Origin of the sequence: Actinomyces qiguomingii, from assembly GCF_004102025.1 — a bacterium.
GTDB lineage: Bacteria > Actinomycetota > Actinomycetes > Actinomycetales > Actinomycetaceae > Actinomyces > Actinomyces qiguomingii.
The window spans coordinates 2,574,494-2,591,272 of sequence record NZ_CP025228.1 but is presented as its reverse complement, the minus strand read 5'-3'; the positions used below and the strand labels follow the sequence as shown (position 1 = coordinate 2,591,272).

The 16,779-nt window shown below is 67.4% G+C and carries 14 protein-coding genes; 8 read left to right on the top strand and 6 right to left on the bottom strand.

What is annotated here, in order from left to right:
* Positions 1-186: 186 nt before the first annotated feature.
* Positions 187-1,380, top strand: coding sequence for a recombinase RecA (gene recA / locus CWT10_RS10715; RefSeq protein ID WP_103063668.1), 1,194 nt, complete (start codon positions 187-189; stop codon positions 1,378-1,380).
* Positions 1,380-1,940, top strand: a complete 561-nt coding sequence (locus CWT10_RS10710) for a regulatory protein RecX (protein WP_103063669.1) — start codon at positions 1,380-1,382, stop codon at positions 1,938-1,940. Before recA ends, CWT10_RS10710 begins: the two co-directional genes overlap by 1 nt.
* 77 nt (positions 1,941-2,017) lie before the next feature.
* Here the strand turns inward: CWT10_RS10710 and CWT10_RS10705 are convergent, their stop codons facing one another.
* Positions 2,018-3,310 carry a hypothetical protein gene (locus CWT10_RS10705; protein ID WP_128683405.1) on the bottom strand — a complete coding sequence of 431 codons (1,293 nt, stop codon included), beginning with the start codon at positions 3,308-3,310 and terminating at the stop codon, positions 2,018-2,020.
* A gap of 194 nt (positions 3,311-3,504) precedes the next feature.
* Here CWT10_RS10705 and CWT10_RS10700 point away from each other — a divergent pair, with 194 nt between their 5' ends.
* Complete coding sequence (locus CWT10_RS10700; RefSeq protein WP_103063671.1) at positions 3,505-5,043, top strand: NAD(P)/FAD-dependent oxidoreductase; 1,539 nt, start codon at positions 3,505-3,507, stop codon at positions 5,041-5,043.
* A gap of 6 nt (positions 5,044-5,049) precedes the next feature.
* Here the strand turns inward: CWT10_RS10700 and CWT10_RS10695 are convergent, their stop codons facing one another.
* Genes CWT10_RS10695 through CWT10_RS10680 form a run of 4 tightly spaced genes read right to left on the bottom strand, consistent with a single transcriptional unit; the run spans position 5,050 to position 8,479 of the window.
* Positions 5,050-5,982 (bottom strand): amino acid ABC transporter permease, encoded by a 933-nt coding sequence (locus CWT10_RS10695; protein ID WP_103063672.1) that lies wholly within the window; start codon positions 5,980-5,982, stop codon positions 5,050-5,052.
* On the bottom strand, positions 5,979-6,659 hold the full coding sequence (locus tag CWT10_RS10690; protein ID WP_103063673.1) for an amino acid ABC transporter permease: 681 nt from the start codon (positions 6,657-6,659) through the stop codon (positions 5,979-5,981). Before CWT10_RS10690 ends, CWT10_RS10695 begins: the two co-directional genes overlap by 4 nt.
* 36 nt (positions 6,660-6,695) lie before the next feature.
* Entirely contained in the window at positions 6,696-7,610 is a 915-nt protein-coding gene (locus CWT10_RS10685; RefSeq protein ID WP_103063674.1) for a glutamate ABC transporter substrate-binding protein, read from the bottom strand.
* Positions 7,611-7,657: 47 nt separating this feature from the next.
* Positions 7,658-8,479 carry an amino acid ABC transporter ATP-binding protein gene (locus CWT10_RS10680; protein WP_103063675.1) on the bottom strand — a complete coding sequence of 274 codons (822 nt, stop codon included), beginning with the start codon at positions 8,477-8,479 and terminating at the stop codon, positions 7,658-7,660.
* A gap of 230 nt (positions 8,480-8,709) precedes the next feature.
* Between CWT10_RS10680 and miaB the strand changes: the two genes are divergently transcribed.
* The gene (gene miaB / locus CWT10_RS10675; protein ID WP_103063688.1) at positions 8,710-10,413 is read left to right on the top strand and encodes a tRNA (N6-isopentenyl adenosine(37)-C2)-methylthiotransferase MiaB; all 1,704 of its coding nucleotides are present in this window, start codon (positions 8,710-8,712) and stop codon (positions 10,411-10,413) included.
* 54 nt (positions 10,414-10,467) lie between these two features.
* On the opposite strand, the gene CWT10_RS10670 is transcribed toward miaB, so the two are convergent.
* The gene (locus tag CWT10_RS10670; protein ID WP_103063676.1) at positions 10,468-11,520 is read right to left on the bottom strand and encodes an FAD:protein FMN transferase; all 1,053 of its coding nucleotides are present in this window, start codon (positions 11,518-11,520) and stop codon (positions 10,468-10,470) included.
* Positions 11,521-11,709: 189 nt separating this feature from the next.
* On the opposite strand from CWT10_RS10670, the gene CWT10_RS10665 reads away from it, so the two are divergent.
* From CWT10_RS10665 to CWT10_RS10650, 4 genes are all read left to right on the top strand, one after another.
* Complete coding sequence (locus tag CWT10_RS10665; RefSeq protein ID WP_103063677.1) at positions 11,710-13,455, top strand: FTR1 family iron permease; 1,746 nt, start codon at positions 11,710-11,712, stop codon at positions 13,453-13,455.
* A 31-nt stretch (positions 13,456-13,486) separates the two neighbouring features.
* A complete protein-coding gene (locus tag CWT10_RS10660; RefSeq protein WP_103063678.1) occupies positions 13,487-14,128 on the top strand; it encodes an iron transporter in 642 nt (213 codons plus the stop codon).
* Positions 14,129-14,215: 87 nt separating this feature from the next.
* Entirely contained in the window at positions 14,216-15,487 is a 1,272-nt protein-coding gene (locus CWT10_RS10655) for a DUF2318 domain-containing protein (protein ID WP_103063679.1), read from the top strand.
* The gene (locus tag CWT10_RS10650; RefSeq protein WP_103063680.1) at positions 15,488-16,777 is read left to right on the top strand and encodes an ABC transporter permease; all 1,290 of its coding nucleotides are present in this window, start codon (positions 15,488-15,490) and stop codon (positions 16,775-16,777) included.
* The last annotated feature ends 2 nt before the right edge of the window (positions 16,778-16,779 follow it).

The window sequence follows — 16,779 nt, the reverse complement described above, 5'->3', positions numbered from 1 at the left end:
AGTGTTCGCCTACTGTGTTCCACAGGCGGCGTTCGCGCACCCCGCATCCACAGGGATGATTAAGGGGCGGTGAAACATGTCAGTGGTCCGGCATAACGTCGTTCGCGGGCCCCGGAGAGGGGCGCCGTCACCAGGACCAGCCGTATCCACCGCGGCGGCGAGCCGCTCAAGAACAGAGGAATACCAATGCCCACCGCAACCCAGACGCAGGACCGTTCCAAGGCTCTGGCCACCGCTCTGGCCCAGATCGACAAGTCCTTCGGCAAAGGCTCTGTCATGCGCCTCGGCGATGACATCAGGCCACCTGTATCCGTCATCCCCACCGGCTCTGTCGCACTCGACGTTGCCCTGGGCATCGGCGGGCTGCCCCGCGGCCGTATCGTGGAGATCTACGGCCCGGAGTCCTCCGGTAAGACCACGGTGGCTCTGCACGCCGTGGCCAGCGCCCAGAAGGCCGGCGGCAACGCTGCCTTCATTGATGCCGAACACGCCCTGGATCCGGTTTACGCCAAGGCCCTTGGTGTGGACACGGACAACCTCCTGGTGTCGCAGCCGGATACCGGCGAGCAGGCCCTGGAGATCACGGACATGCTGATTCGCTCCGGCGGGCTCGACATCATCGTCATTGACTCCGTTGCCGCCCTCGTGCCCAAGGCGGAGATCGAGGGAGAGATGGGCGACTCGCATGTCGGTCTGCAGGCCCGGCTGATGAGCCAGGCGCTGCGTAAGATCACCGGCGCCCTTTCCTCCACCGGCACCACCGCCATCTTCATCAACCAGCTGCGGGAGAAGATCGGCGTCTTCTTCGGCAATCCCGAGACCACTACCGGCGGCAAGGCGCTGAAGTTCTACGCCTCCGTACGCATCGACGTGCGCCGCACCCAGACCCTTAAGGACGGCGACCAGCCGGTCGGAAACCGGACCAAGGCCAAGATTGTCAAGAACAAGATGGCTCCGCCCTTCAAACAGGCCGAATTCGACATCCTCTACGGCCGTGGCATCTCCCGTGAGGGCGGCATCATCGACCTGGGGGTGGACAACGGCATCGTGCGCAAATCCGGAGCCTGGTACACCTACGGCACCGACCAGCTCGGCCAGGGCAAGGAGAACGCCCGCGCCTTTCTGAAGGACAACCCCGAGTTGGCCGATGAGATCGAGCACAAGATTCTGGCCGCCCTAGGCATCGGTGAGCCCGGCCGGCAGGCCCGTGAGGGCGCCGAGCAGGAAGCCGCTGAAAAGGTTGCGGCGGAGAAGACCAAGGCCCGTGCCGACGCCGCGCCTAAGAGCTCCGCCGCGTCCAAGGCCGGCGGACGCAAGAAGAAGACCGCCGCCGTGGAGGAAGCCGATGCCATGTTCGGCGAGGACGCCGGCGGCTTCTGATGCCCTGGCTGAATCCTGACGCACACACCGAGCAGGTCGAGGCTGCCAGGGACATCGTCCTGCGGCGCCTTGACCGCTCGGCGGCCCCGCGCGCGGCCCTCGCCCAGTTGCTGGAGCGCAAGCAGACCGATCCTGCCGTGGCCCAGGAGGTTCTGGACCGGCTTGAGGCGGCCGGGGTGATTGACGACGCCGACTACGCCGCCCGCCTGGCCCGCACTCGTTTTGCGGAGAAGGGAGCCGCCCGGCGTGCCATAGCGGACGAACTGCACCGCAAGGGCGTGGGGGAGGGGCACATCCGTGCCGCCCTGGCTCAGATCGACGGCGAGGACGAGGAGGCGGCCGCCCTGGCGTTGGCACGCAAACGACTCGCCGCCAGCCGGGGACTCGAGCCCGCCGTGCGCCGACGCCGCGCCCTGGCCGCACTGGGACGCAAGGGGTACGGCGCCGGCGTGGCCGCGCGCGCCGTCGAGCAGGCCCTGGCGGAGGAGAACGCCGACTCCGATACCGGTGGCGTGGCAGGGGCTTGGCTAACGGATCCGGCAGCCGACTGGGGCGCTTAGGCCACCGCCGTACCGGCGGCCGGGCCCGGGGTGCACCAGCACCTGACCAGGGCCGGCCAAATAGCCGGCATTCAGCGTCATTCCTGCGGGATCAGCAGGTCACGGTAGTCGTAGACGTCCACGAATGTGACCTCGGAGCCGTCGACGATTTGGACGATGTGGTCGGAATGCACCTCGACTGGACCGAGGCTGTCTCTCAGCTCGACGGCTTCGGAACGGTCGGCTGGAACCAGCCAGGTGCCCCGCACGTCCGCGCCGGACAGGTTGGAGGCGAGCAGAAGGTTGCCGTCCGAGAACTCGCCGACGATCTCGGCTTCGGTAGTGGGGGCGAGATCGGCCAGGCACTCCAGGGAGTTGTCATCGAGGGCGACGCGGGCGAGGCCCGCATACAGGGCGGTGTCGGAGATGGTCGGATACAGGTGATTATCGCCCAGTTCACACGTACTGGTGTCGACCTCGGTAACGGCGCCCGTCTCATCGACCAGCCACAGATCCTCGTTATGCTTCAGTCCCAGGTGCGTGGGACCGGGAATGTACCTGATGCTGTCACTGTCGGCGGTGAGCAGCTCTGTGGAGCCGAGCTGCACGATGTTGTTGCTGGCGTCCTGCTTGTTGGTTAGTGTGAACAGCGGTGCGCCGCGCCACTGGGCCACGTCGCTCAGCTGGAAGTCGCCGTCCGCAGAGACCAGGTCATACCAGCTGGAACCGGTGACGGCGAGGTCTGCGTCGACATACAGCACGCCGGAGGTAGTCGAGTCGTCCTCCATGACAATGGCGCCCGCGAAGTCCTCATTCGTGCGCACGGACACTCCCGCCAGATCGGCGGCGCTGGTCATCAGATCCGCGGAGACGGCCTCGCCGGTCTCCACCTGCAGCCAGGTGACCCGGCCGGCCATGGCATGGGTCTTCTGCAGGAGTATGGCTCCATCATCATTCCTCTCGGTGGAGCCCCGGAACCACACCGAGACGACGCCGATCGCCGGGTCCACGCTCAACCTCAGCTGCATGTCGGCCGCGCCGTCGGGCACCGGCACCGTGGTTGACCAGACCTCGGTACCGTCCCACAGAGCGCGCCGGACCGTCAGATCCGCAGAGGCGTCCGCACGCGGCTCGATGTAGGTGACGCCTGCCTCGTCCGCGCAGACCGTGTCCGGTTCGGCCTTGAAGCTGAGTGTGGTGGCGGTTAATCCCGACGCCGCTAGGTTCTGGTCTGCCAGCGGGGTCTGTGTGCCGTAGGTAGTGCGGCTCGGCGTGGCGGCCGCGGAGGAGTCGGCCTCCGTCGCCGTGGGGGAGGAGCATGCTGCCGCGGCAGCCACGACGGTTACAGCGAGAAGTGTCGCGCTTGGCCGGAGAAGGGTACGGAACCTCATTTCTACCTTTCTGACGATGGGGAGAGCGGGAGGTTGGAAGCGTATCGGTATCGTTGTCCAACAGCATGAGCGTTGCGATCCTTGAGATGGACCGTGCCTCGTTCCGTGGAAGGTTGGCCATATGTGGTGTGGTTCATGGGGTGAGACGGCACCGGCGCTTCTTGGTTAACTGAGGCAGCCCTTACATTTGGACCATGAGAGGTTCTGTTGCCATCGCCCTCGGCGCCGTCGGCCTCGCCGCCACGGGCGCCGCGCTCACCTTGACCATCCGCCCCCGGCGTGCGCATGTGCCTGCAGTCGCCGTCGGCCGGGGAGGCCACCGCCCGCCACGCGTAATCATCGCCGGCGGCGGCTACGTCGGCTTCACCGCCGCCCGGGAGCTGCGCAAGCGCCTCAACACCGATGAGATTGAGATCGCCGTCGTCGATCCGCGCCCGTACATGACCTACCAGCCCTTCCTGCCGGAGGTAGCCGCCGGATCCATTCAGCCGCGGCACGTGGTCGCCTCCCACCGGCGCGGCCTGGATGGGATCACCATTCTCACCGGCTCGGTCGCCGCCATTGACCACACCCGCCACACCATCACCATTACACCACCGACCCCCGAATCCACGCTTGTGGTTCCAGAGCCCTACCCACTGACCTATGACCACCTGGTGCTGGCCCTGGGCGCCGAGGCTCGCACCCTGCCCATTCCCGGCCTGGCCGAGCAGGCCCTCGGCTTCAAACAGGTCGAGGAGGCCCTCGCCCTGCGCAACCGGGTGCTGTCTCATATTGAGGAGGCCGCCTCCACCTGGGACCACGACCGCCGTCGACGCCTGCTCACTTTCGTATTCGTGGGCGGCGGCTTCGCCGGCGTGGAGGCGATCGCCGAGCTGGAGGACATGGCCCGGGCCGCCGTCGCCAAGATCCCCAGCATCGAACAGGACGACGTGCACTTCGTGCTGGTGGAGGGCACCCGCCGCATCCTGCCGGAGCTGACCGAGGAACTGTCCGGCTACGGGTTGCAGCAGCTGCGCGAGCGCGACATCGACGTGCGCCTGTCCACCTTCCTGAGCTCCTGCGTGGACGGGCATGTGGTCCTGTCCGACGGCACAGAATTCGACGCCGACACCATCGTGTGGACCGCCGGCGTCAAAGCGGCACCGGTACTCGCCGACTCGGATCTGCCCATCGAGGGGCGGGGCCGGGTCACCACGCTGCCGACGCTGCAGGTTGCCCGCGACGGCGTCGTCGTAGATGGCGCCTGGGCGGCCGGGGACTGTGCGGCCGTCCCGGACCTTACCAGCGCAGAACCTGGCGCCACCTGCGCCCCCACCGCTCAACACGCCGTCCGCCAGGCGAGGGTGCTGGCCGAGAACCTGGTCGCCGCGCTCACGGCGGGCGCCGAGGGTCAGGCGGACCTGACCGCCTACCGGCACGAAAATCTGGGCACCGTGGCCTCTCTCGGCATCGGCAAGGGGGTGGCCCGCATCATGGGACACAACCTGCGCGGCTTCCTGGCCTGGACCGCACACCGCGGCTACCACGTGTACGCCATGCCCACATTGAACCGGAAGGTGCGCATCATGATGGACTGGCTGGCCGCCGTCGTTTTCCGCCGCGATCTGGCCAGCTTCGGCTCAGTGGCCGCACCCGGTGCCGCCTTCGCCGCTGCCGCGGAGCACGACGCCCGGCTGGCCCGCAGGCGCGCGGAGCAGGAATCCCAGGCGACAACAGCGGCAGGACAGTAGCGGGTATCAGCGGCGCCGTCTTCGACCGGAGCGCCCAGGATCCGGTGGCACCGGTCCGGCGGGGGCGGGAATATCAGCGACATCCGCCGCGGTCGCGATGCCGGTAAATGTGCTCATCTGCTCGCTGGTGCGACGGCTGAGCCGGTCGGCCAGACGCTGCGCCGCCCAGGACATGCCGAAGTTGAGCACCACGAAGATGGCGGCCGTCACCATTAGGGCGGGGATCAGATTCGCCTTGGCGCTGCCCAGAAGGCTGCCGGCAGCCAGCAGCTCGGAATAGGTGATGATGTAGCCCAAGGCCGTGTCCTTCAGTGCCACGATCAGCTGACTGATCATGGCCGGCATCATCGCCACCAGCGCCTGCGGCAACTCGATAAGGCGGCGCGAGCGGGACGGGGTGAGCCCGATCGCCAGGGCCGCCTCACGCTGCCCGGAGGGCAGGGAGTGGATTCCGGAGCGGACCAGCTCGGCCACAACCGAGCCGTTGTACAGGGTCAAGGCCGTGACCACGCCCCAGAAGGCCGCCGAAGTGGAGGGGACGAAGGGGACCTGGGAGAACATGAAGTAGAAGAACAGCATGAGCACTAGGACCGGTACGGCCCGGAAGAACTCCACCACCACTGTACTCACCCAGCGCACCGGGCGGGCATCGGCCAGTCGCCCCAGCCCGAAGACGACGCCGAATACGAAGGCTGCCACAAGAGCCACGGCGGCAGCGCGAAGCGTCGCCCACAGGCCGGGCAGCAGATAGTCGCCCCAGGCCGAGGCAGTCAGAAAGGGCGCCCAGCGAGCGGCTGTGAACTGGTCCTTGGCCGCCAGGGCGGCGATCAGCCATACGCCCAGGGCCGCCAGCACGACGATGCCGGTCACGTTGCCGATGCGCTCACGGCGCCTGGCCCTGGGGCCCGGCAGATCGAACAAGAGGGACTGGTCATTCATCGTGCCACCGCCAGTTTCCGGGACAGAGAGGTTGTCAGCAGCCCGATCGGCAGGACGATGATGGTCCAGCCGATGGCGAAGACCGCGAAGATCGCCAGCAGGTGCTGCGGGGAGAACTCGAACATGTCGGACATGACCGATGCGGCCTGAGAGACGCCAGCTGCCGAGGCGACCGTGGTGTTCTTGGCCAGTGCGATCAGAGTGTTGCCCAATGGAGCCACCGCCCCGCGCAGAGTCTGGGGCAGGACGATCGAGCCCATGGTCTGTCCGAACCTCAGGCCGATTGCGCGGGCGGCCTCCGCCTGCCCGGGCGGGACGGTGTTCAGTCCCGAGCGCAGGGCCTCGCACACGAAGGTGGCGGTGTACACGCTCAGGCCGAGTACCGTCAGCCAGAAGGAGTTGCGCGCCAACCACTGCTCGCCCCAGCGGCCCGAGACAACTATGCCGAGCTGGCCGTACACGCCCAGCGAGCAGGCCAGGATGATCAGCGTCAGCGGGATGTTCATGACGATATTGGTGAAGGCCGCCGCGAAGGCGCGCAGCGATCCCATGGGGCACACCCGCATGATCATCAGGATGGTGCCGAGCAGGGCCGCGCCGATCGCGGAGAAGACGGTCAGCTCGATATTGACTAAGAACGCGCCGAGGACGTCGTACTGGGATAGAAGCTCACCCAATGGATCTTCCTTTCCTTCCTTCCGATTCCGGGTCCGCTACTCGCACAGAGAGTCGTCAACCACGGGCGGGTTGAGAGCGGCGTCGGGGTCGAAGGCGGTGCCGACATTGTCCTGAAGCAGTCGGTCCCAGGTGCCCTCGTCGATGATCTCGGTGATGGCCCGATTCACGGAGCGGCACAGATCGCCCTGACCCTTGCGCAGGCCGACGCCGTAGTGTTCCTCGGAGAAGGCGTTACCGACCACATGCACCTTGCCCGCGTAATTTGCCTGGGCCGCGAAACCGGCCAGGATGATGTTGTCGGTGGTCACGGCGTCAACGGTGCCCGCGGACAGGAACTCCACGCACTGGGAGTAGGACCGTACGGGGAACAGTTGGAGGGTCCCCGATGAGTAGTTGTCACGGATCGTCTGGGCGGAGGTGGACCCCTCCACCGAGCACAGGATGCGCCCGTCCATGTCATCGGGTCCGGAGATGCCCGCACCGGTACGCACCAGCAGGTCCTGCCCGGCGATGAAGTATGGGCCGGCGAAGGCGACCTTCTCTCGGCGCGCGTCCGTGATCGAGTAGGTGCCGATGACCAGGTCCACCTGGCCGTTCTGCAGCATCGTCTCGCGCTGGGCGGAGACCGCCTCCACCCAGACGATTTCGTCCTGCGAATAGCCGAGCTTACTGGCGATGGCCCGGCCCATGTCGACGTCGAAGCCGGTGTAGCGTGCGCCGTCCTTCAGTCCCATGCCGGGCTGATCGAATTTGATGCCGATGCGGATGGTGTGCCCGGAGCCGCCGGAGCCCCCGCTGGCGCAGGCGGCCAGGGCGGCGCCCAGGCAGAGCCCCAGGACTACGGCGAGCAGTGCACGGGCGTGGCGGACCAACCCGGCGCACGTGCGCCGTCGCGCCCCAGACAGGCGGTGAGAGCGCCGGATGCCACGTGAGTGGTGAGAGGTGAGCATGTCTACCTCCTGTAGGTGGCGGGTCGTCGAAGTGGTCTGCTTTGCGGTCAGTGGGTGATCAGTTTGGACAGAAAGTCCTTGGCGCGTTCGGTGCGCGGGCTGGTGAAGAACTCGTCGGGTGCGGCCTCCTCCACGATCGCGCCGTCGGCCATGAAGACCACGCGGTCGGCGGCCTGGCGGGCGAAACCCATCTCATGGGTGACGATGATCATGGTCATGCCCTCTGCAGCCAGCTCGGCCATGACATCGAGCACCTCCTTGACCATCTCAGGATCGAGGGCGGAGGTGGGCTCGTCAAAGAGCATCACCTTGGGCCGCATCGCCAGGGCACGGGCGATTGCGACGCGCTGTTGCTGCCCGCCGGACAGCTGGGCCGGGAACTTGGAGGCCTGGGAGTCGACTCCCACACGCTGCAACAGCCGACGGGCCTCCGCCTCGGCCTCGCTCTTGGAGGCGCCGCGGACCTTGATGGGGCCCAAAGTGACGTTGTCCAGGATCGTCTTGTTGGCGAACAGGTTGAAGGACTGGAAGACCATGCCGACCTCCGCCCGCAGTCCGGCCAACTCCTTGCCCTCCTGCGGCAGTTCCTGCCCGTCAATGCGAATCGTGCCGGCATCGATGGACTCCAGCCGGTTGATGGTGCGGCACAGGGTCGACTTGCCCGAGCCCGACGGCCCCAGGACGACGACCACCTCCTGCCGGTGGACGGACAGATTGATGTCCTTGAGCACATGCAGATCACCGAAGTGCTTGTTGACGTCGATGAGTTCGACGAGCACGTCGCGTCCACCGGGGCGGCCGCCGCCCGCGGCGGATATGATCGGCTCGGCTGCGACAGTGCGGGCGGGGGCGGACGAAGAGTCACTCATATGCCTTATGACATACCGTGGCCGTGTCGGGAATGGACCGGTCGTGTTTCCGAGGCATTACAACGACTGGGCGTCGTTGTTACAAAATTCACGCGCGTATTCGTTGACCTGCGTGTGAGCCCTCCACCTGCAGTCAGGTGCCGAGGGGCGCGGTTGTGGGCGCCGTTAGCGGCGTGCTTCGGATCTTCCCGTGCTTGGGAGTCGATCATTTAGACTGCCTGACGATGACCATGCTCGAAGCTCCCCGCGCCAGTGATGTCGGCCAAGCCGGCGGCACCGTCGGTGGTACCCGCGCCGCGGCCGCCCCCAGTGCCGTCCCGTCGCGCGGACGGCTGCCGCGCACCTACCATGTGCGCACCCTCGGCTGCCAGATGAATGTCCACGACTCCGAGCACATGGCCGGCCTGCTGGAACAGGCCGGGTACCGCCGCGCCGAGGACGTTCCCGAGGTCGCCGCGCGCGCCACCACCGCCGGCGACGGTGGTGCCGATGTGGTGATCATCAACACTTGCTCCGTGCGGGAGAATGCCGCCACCCGCCTGTTCGGCAATCTCGGACAACTCGCCGCCGTCAAGCGGGAGCGCCCCGGCATGCAGATCGCCGTGGCCGGCTGCCTGGCCCAGCAGATGGGGGAGGGGATCGTCGAGAAGGCCCCATGGGTCGACGTCGTTTTCGGCACCCACAACATCGACGTGCTGCCCGCCTTGCTGGACCGCGCCCGTCACAACCGCGAGGCCGCCGTGGAGATCGAGGAGTCCCTGAAGGTCTTCCCCTCCACTTTGCCTACACGGCGCGAATCCGCCTACGCCGCCTGGGTGTCCATCGCGGTGGGCTGCAACAACACCTGCACCTTCTGCATCGTGCCCTCCCTGCGCGGCAAGCAGCGCGATCGGCGCCCCGGGGATGTGCTGGCGGAGGTGGAGGCCGTGGCCGCCCAGGGCGCCATTGAGGTCACCCTGCTAGGGCAGAACGTCAACTCCTACGGAGTCGGCTTCGGTGAGCGCGGCGCCTTCGCGGGCCTGCTGCGCGCGGCTGGGAACGTGGAGGGCATCGAGCGGGTGCGCTTCACCAGCCCGCACCCGGCGGCCTTCACCGACGACGTCATCGACGCCATGGCCGACACACCCACCGTTATGCCTAGCCTGCACATGCCGCTGCAGTCCGGCTCGGACCGGATCCTGCGGGCAATGCGCCGCTCCTACCGTACTCGGCGGTTCCTGGACATTTTGGAGCGCGTGCGCGAACGGATCCCCGAGGCCGCCATCACCACCGACCTGATCGTCGGCTTTCCTGGGGAGACCGAGGAGGACTTCCAGGCGACCCTCGACGTCGTCGAGCAGGCCCGCTTCGCCTCCGCCTTCACCTTCGAATTCTCCCCGCGCCCGGGCACTCCGGCCGCTGGTATGCCTGATCAGGTGCCCACCGAGGTGGTCAAGGAGCGCTACGCCCGTCTGGACCAGCTGGTTCGGCGCATCGCCCAGGAGGAGAACGAGCGCCAGGAGGGGCGCGTCGTCGAAATCCTTGTGGCCGAGGGGGAGGGGCGTCGTGACCGGGCTACGGCGCGCGTCTCCGGGCGCGCCGCCGACAACCGCCTGGTGCACGCTGCTGTGCCGTCCGGGCTGGCGGCTGGCGACTATGGAGCCGGTGCCCCGCGGCCCGGTGACATGCTCACCGTCCGGGTTACGCATGGCGCCCCCCACAACCTCATTGCGGACTCCGCCCGCTGCGGCGGAGCCGGCGGGGCGCTCAGGGGTGATGCGGGGCGCAGCGCCGGGGACCGCATCTGGCCAGATGACGGCCCCGCCCTGTTCGAGGTGCGGCGCACCCGCGCCGGGGACGCCTGGGAGCGGCGGCGCCGTGAGGCCCGCGCGGAGCCGGAGCCGGATGCGGCGCCGGTGTCAATCGGCATGCCCACCATTCGTGTCCGCGCCTGAGTAGCTGGCTCGGATCGGACCGACCTCGGTGGTTATTTCGACCGACCTCGGTGGTTATTTCGACCGAACTCGGTGAGGGGTGGTGAAGAGCTCGGCGGGCAGGTCGCTCCAGGTGCGGGAGGTGGCGGCGGAGCCGTCAGCCCGCAGCAGGGCGAAGTCGTAGGCGAATCCGGCTGCTGCCAGGCGGGCCGGATCGGCCACGAACAGCGCCGTGGCCAGCCCATCTGCCTCGGCGCAGCCGCGTGCCACCGTCCAAGAGGCGACGACGGCGCTCGCCCCCGCCACCGGCAGACCCGTGTGCGCATCCAGGATGTGGTGCAGGCCCGGACCCCAGGTGCGGTGGGATAGGCCCGAGGCGCATACGGCACCGTCGGTCAGCTCCACCGCGCCGATCACATCCCCAGTGCTTCCGCCCGCTTCGTGGGTCGTCGCATTGCCTTGCGCGCCCTGGATGCCTTGCGCGCCCGGGATGCTGCCGCCCACCCCGGGAAGCTCCAGGCCGATGCGTACCGGCTCGCAGCTGCGCACCAGCAGGTCCCCGCCGGCATCGATCAGGTACTCCTCGTGGGCGGCCTCTTGCAGCCAGCCGGCGAGCAGGTCGGCAAGGAATCCCTTCCCGGCCGCACCGACGTCGACAAGCGCCGGCTCGCGCAACACTAGGCGGTCGCCGTCGTGGCGAGCCCAGGCCGCCCAGGTGGGGCGTCCGTGCGCCGCGCCCAGGCGTTGTGCGGCGCCATCGCGTACCACGAAGCTGTAATCGGCGTCGTAACCGAGCTCCGCCAGGTCTGCGCCGGCCAAGGGATCAATGCGCCCACCGGTGGCCGCATGCAGCCGGTCGTACAGGTCCAGCAGCGTGCTCGAGCCCGCAGGCAGACTCAGCTCCACTCCGCCGTCAACCCGCCGGGGAAGACCTCCGGCGGCGGCCCGGCGCACCAGCGATCCGGCGCGAAAGCGCGACCAGACGTCCTCGAAGGCGTCTATGCGCGCCGTGATCTTCTCGCGCAGCGTGTCGGTCAGGGGCGAGCATGTATGCACGCTCCAGTGGCAGCCGGTGGCATTGAATCGCCAAGTCTGGTCGAGCCCGCCAGGGGCCTTCAATGCGTGCATGCACCCTTCCTGACCTGGTCCTACGTCGAGTATCCGATCATGACGCCCGGTCAGCTCTACACCCGACCGGTTTTGACGCAACCATTTAAGTGAGCCTAGTCTTTCGGATACAGGTCTGGCTCACCTATCCGTTCGCCTACGAACGGACTGGCCGCCCGCCTTGCTCAGCACGTGAAGGAACCCGCTCGCATGCCCCAAGACCCGGTCCACACCCGCCCCGCGCCCCAGCCGGTACGCGTCGCCGTCGTTCTCGGAGCGGTTCTGCTGCTGCTCACCGGTGCTTTTTCGCACGGGTGGACCACAGCGCGGGCGGCGCAAGCGGATACGGACTACGACTCCTGGACCGCGGTGGCGCAGGCCATCTCCAATCAGCTCGAAGACGCCGTGGAGTCCTACACCTCCGGCGACACCTCCGGGGCCGCCGCTGCCTTCCAACGCGCCTACAACTCAGGTTACGTAGCGTCCAACCTGCAGGTCGTCACCACCGAGAACCTCGGGGCGGAGGTCGCCGCCGAGCAGCGGCAGGCCTTCACCGATCTGCGCCGGGCCGCATACACCGCCGACAATGACGAGACAATCAGCTCTGGCGTCACGGAACTGTCCGACTCCCTGGCCGACACCGCCGCGCGTCTCGACGGCCTAGGCGATCTGGCCGACCCGCGCACCTACGCCGCCGAGCAGGCCGCCACCATCGCCACCGAGCGGGCCGAGCTCCAGGCCAGCACGACCAGGGTCAATGAGGGGCGCGGCGAGCGCACCTGGGGCGAGGTGGCCGATGAGATGAATGAACTCATCGACTCCGGCGTGGCCAAGGCGGCGGCGGGTGATGGGAAGGGCGGCGCCGCCCAGGTCAACACCGCCTACTACGGCTACTACGAGAAGCTAGGCTTCGAAAAGACCGTCATGGCGGCCATATCCGGCGATCGGGTCTCTCAGGTGGAGAACCAGTTCAAGATCGTGCGCAAGGCCATGATGGGTGGCGAGGACATCGAGACGATCACCGCCGACGCCGAGCTCCTCAAGCGCTATCTGAGTGAGGACGCCGCCGCTCTGGACGGCGGGGCTGCCGAGAGCATCAGCCCCATCAAGGCATTTATCACCGGGTCCTTCGGGCAGGCTTTCTTGATCCTGCTGCGCGAGGGCCTGGAAGCGATCCTCGTGGTTGCCGCTGTGATCGGCTACCTGCTCAAGGTGGGTATGAAGGACCGGGTCAAGTACATCTACGGCGGTCTGGCGGCGGGTCTGGCCTGCTCCGGCCTGGTGGCGCTGGCATTCGCCTGGCTGTACGACTCCGCCTCTGCCCACCAGGAGATCCTTGAGGGCGTGGTGGCGCTGGTGGCCATGGTCATGCTGCTGTTCACATCCAACTGGATGCTGTCGAAGTCCTCGGTGGCTTCCTGGAACCGCTACATCAAGGACAGGACCGAGGCCTCCATCTCCGACGGCGGATTCTGGGCCCTGGCCTCCTTGTCATTCCTGGCAGTGTTCCGTGAGGGTGCCGAGACCGTATTGTTCTACGAGGCCCTGTTTGCCATGGATCCCGGCGGCTCTGCCAGTATTTGGCAGGGATTCGCCGCGGGTGTGGCGGTGCTCGTGGTCATCTTCCTGCTCATCCGCTTCACCAGTGTGAGGATTCCGCTGCGGCCCTTCTTCGCCATCACGAGTCTCCTCATGGCCGTCCTCGTCGTCATCTTCGCCGGCGGCGGCGTCCACGCCCTCATTGAGGGCGACATCATCCCGGCTACCTATATTCAGGGATGGCCCACGTATGACTACCTGGGCCTGTACCCCTACCGGGAGACCCTCCTGTTCCAGGCCTTCATGGCCGTAGTCGTGATCGCCCTGTCCGTTGCCTCCGTGCTGCGTCACCGCCGTGTTGACGTCGCCGCGGCAGGGGCAGACGACGCGGCCGGGAAGTCCGGGGCAACCGAATAAGTACCCGATCAACCGCAAAGGAAGTCACCCCATGCGATCCCTCAAACTCGTCAGTGCCGCTGGAGCGCTCGTCCTGGCCGGGACCCTCGGCCTGGCCGCCTGCTCCTCCGACAAGGCCGCAGACGCCTCCTCCGATGCTGCCACGCAGGCCGCCGCGGACTCCGGTGATGACGCCGGTAACGAGGCCGGATTCGAGGAGTTCAGCGTCAACGAATCCCAGGAGGACCAAGAGGCCGAGGGCCAGATCAGCGTCAACCTGGTCTACTTCCGGCCGGTGGACATGGAGCCCGCCGGCGCCGCCGGACTGCCCGCCTCGCAGGCGGACCTGCACCTGGAAGCGGATGTAACCGCCCTGGCCGACAACACCCTCGGCTACGGCGCCGGCGACTTCGTTCCCGGCCTGACCGTGGATTACTCCATCGCCCGCGCAGACGGCTCCGGCGAGGTGGTGGAGGGCACCTTCATGCAGATGAACGCCTCCGACGGTCCCCACTACGGCGGCAACATCGCCCTGGGGGATGCGGGCCAGTACAAGGTCACCATCACCATCCACAGTCCGGAGGAGAACGGCTGGGTGCTGCACACCGATCCCGACACCGGCGTCAAGGGTCGCTTCTGGACCGAACCCATCGAGCTCACCTGGGACTGGGACTACACCCCCATGGAGTGGTGAACCCGCGGTGAGCGCGCCGCCGCCGCGCGGCCCGCAGGAACCGGCGAACAGATATAGGCAACCGATATCGAGAGGAGCACCTTCGCAGTGCTGGAACGTTTCGTTTCCGTTGTTGGAGGGGTCACGCTGCCATTCCTGCTGTACGCCGCCCTGGCGGCGGTGCTGACACCGGCATCCGTGGAGGGGTGGCCGCGTGCCAGCCGCTGGCGCCTGGTGTCTGCCCTGACCGGCACCGCCGGGGCGCTGGTCTTCGCGGCACTGCGGGCCACCTCGGTGATCGACCGGCGCACCAGCGTCAACATTTCCACCCTTATCGCCTGCGTGATTGTGGATATGGCCCTGGTTATGATCCTCGCCCTGATGGTCCGCCGCCCCACCTGGGGTGGGGACGGGCGGCTGGGCGCAGCAGCGCAAGTCCTCTCCTGCCTGGCGATCGCACTGGCCTTCTTCCGTGCGGTGCCGGAGGTGGTACTGCAACTGGCCGCCTTCATCGAGCCGGGAGAGGAGGTGCTGTCCTCGCAGATGCTGCTGCGCGTGCTGGGCTTCATCGCCGGTTGGGTGGCCGTGGCGGTGCTGGCCTTCAGCTACTACCGCACGGTCCGGCGGGCGCCCGTGGGCCTAACCCGTCTGACTCTGCTGGTGTTCACCTTCCTCTTCGGGTTGACGCATCTGGCCCAGCTGGTGCGGGTGTTGCAGTCCGCTCACCGGATCAGGCTCGGTGGGACCGGCTTCCGAGTCATGACCTGGGTGACCAATAACGCCGGCGGCTTCATCCTGCTCGCAATCGCCGCGCTTTGGCTCGTCCCTATGGTCATCGCCCTGGTGCGGGTGTTGGGGCCGACTCCGGCAGCGCCCAATCCAGCGCGCACGCGGGCCCTGCGGGCAGACCGTCGCCGCTCACGCAGGTGGGTGCTCGCCTCGACAGCGGGATTCGCCGCCCTGGTGGCTACCCGCACCGTGGCCGTGGCCAAGGTCAACGAGGTACCCACCCTGTCCGACCCGGAACCCTACGAGCTGGCCGGCGACGCCGCCGTCGTGCCCGCCACCACCCTGGCTGACGGGCACCTGCACCGCTTCGCCTACCAGGCCTCAGGAGGCACTGAGGTCCGCTTCATCATGATCCTGAAGAACGGCGGCGCCTACGGGGTGGGCTTGGACGCCTGCGAATCCTGCGGACCGGCCGGTTACTTCGAAGCCGACGGCAAGATCATCTGCAAGCGCTGCGATGTGGCCATCAACCCCGCCACCATCGGATTCAAGGGCGGCTGCAACCCGATCCCCATCGAGTTCACGGTGACCGACGGCGCGGTGAGCGTGCCGCTGTCCGTCCTGGAAGAGGGGGCGGAGGTGTTCGCCTGAATGTTCTTCGCCCGGGTACTTCACCGCTCCTTCACCCGCCAGCTGTGGCGGCGCTCCCTGATCGGCCTGACCGTGGCGCTGTGCGCCTGCGTGTCCGTGGCCATGCTCGGTGTTGTGTTGGACGTCGGAGACAAACTGAATGCCGAGTTGACCGCATACGGTTCCAATATCGTGGTCAGGCCCAGGGCCGACGCCGTGGTGTCCAGCCTGTACGAGACCGACGAGGACGCCGAGGCGACCGCATTCATTGACGAGGACGAGGTGCCGGGCATCAAGACGATCTTCTGGGCCTACAACATCGTCGACTTCGCCGCCGGGCTCACCGGTCGCGTGGACGTATCCTCCACCTCCGCTCAGGCCACCGACCTGACCGTCACCGGCACCTGGTTTGACAAAGAACTGGACCTGCCCACAGGGCAGACCGCCACCGCCGGAGTCACCACCTTGCGCTCCTGGTGGACCCTGGAGGGGGCGTGGCCCGCCGACGACGCCGATGAGGCGGTTGTGGGCACCGCCCTCGCCCAGCGCCTGGGCGTGACCACCGGTGACACTCTCACCCTGTCCACCGCATCCGGCGAGCGCGCCCTGGCCATCACCGGCGTGTACACCTCCGGCGACGACGATGAAGCCTCCCTCTACGCGCCGCTGGCGGTTGTCCAGGAGCTCACCGGACACGTCGGCCAGGTCGATCAGGTCGAGGTCAAGGCCTTGACCACCCCGGAGAACGACCTGTCTCGCAAGGCGGCCCGCAACCCCAATGTGCTATCCGCTGCCGAGTGGGAGACCTGGTACTGCACCGCCTATGCCTCATCCATCGCCTACCAGATCGAGGAGGTCATGCCCGGGGCGGTCGCCAAGCAGGTGCGACAGGTCGCCGCCGTTGAGGGCAAGGTGCTGGAAAAGACTCAGGCGCTGATGATCCTGATGACCGCTTTGAGCCTGCTGGCCGCGGTCCTCGCCGTCGCCTCCCTGACCACGGCCTCACTGGTGGAACGCACCGGCGAGTTCGCCCTGCTCAAGGCCGTGGGCGCCTCCTCGGCGTCCATCAACCGGTTGATACTGGCCGAGACCGCCGTACTTGGCCTGGTTGGCACGGTGCTGGGGGCGCTGGCGGGCTCCGGCGTGGCCCAACTGATCGGGCAGGTGGTCTTCGGCTCCTCCATTACCATGCGGCCGATGGTGTACGTGCTGGTCGCCGTGCTGGTGACGCTGGTACTGCTGGTGGCCACCGCCTCCTCCATGCGCACCATCTTGAAGATCCAGCCCGCAACCGCCCTGCACAAGCGGTGAGG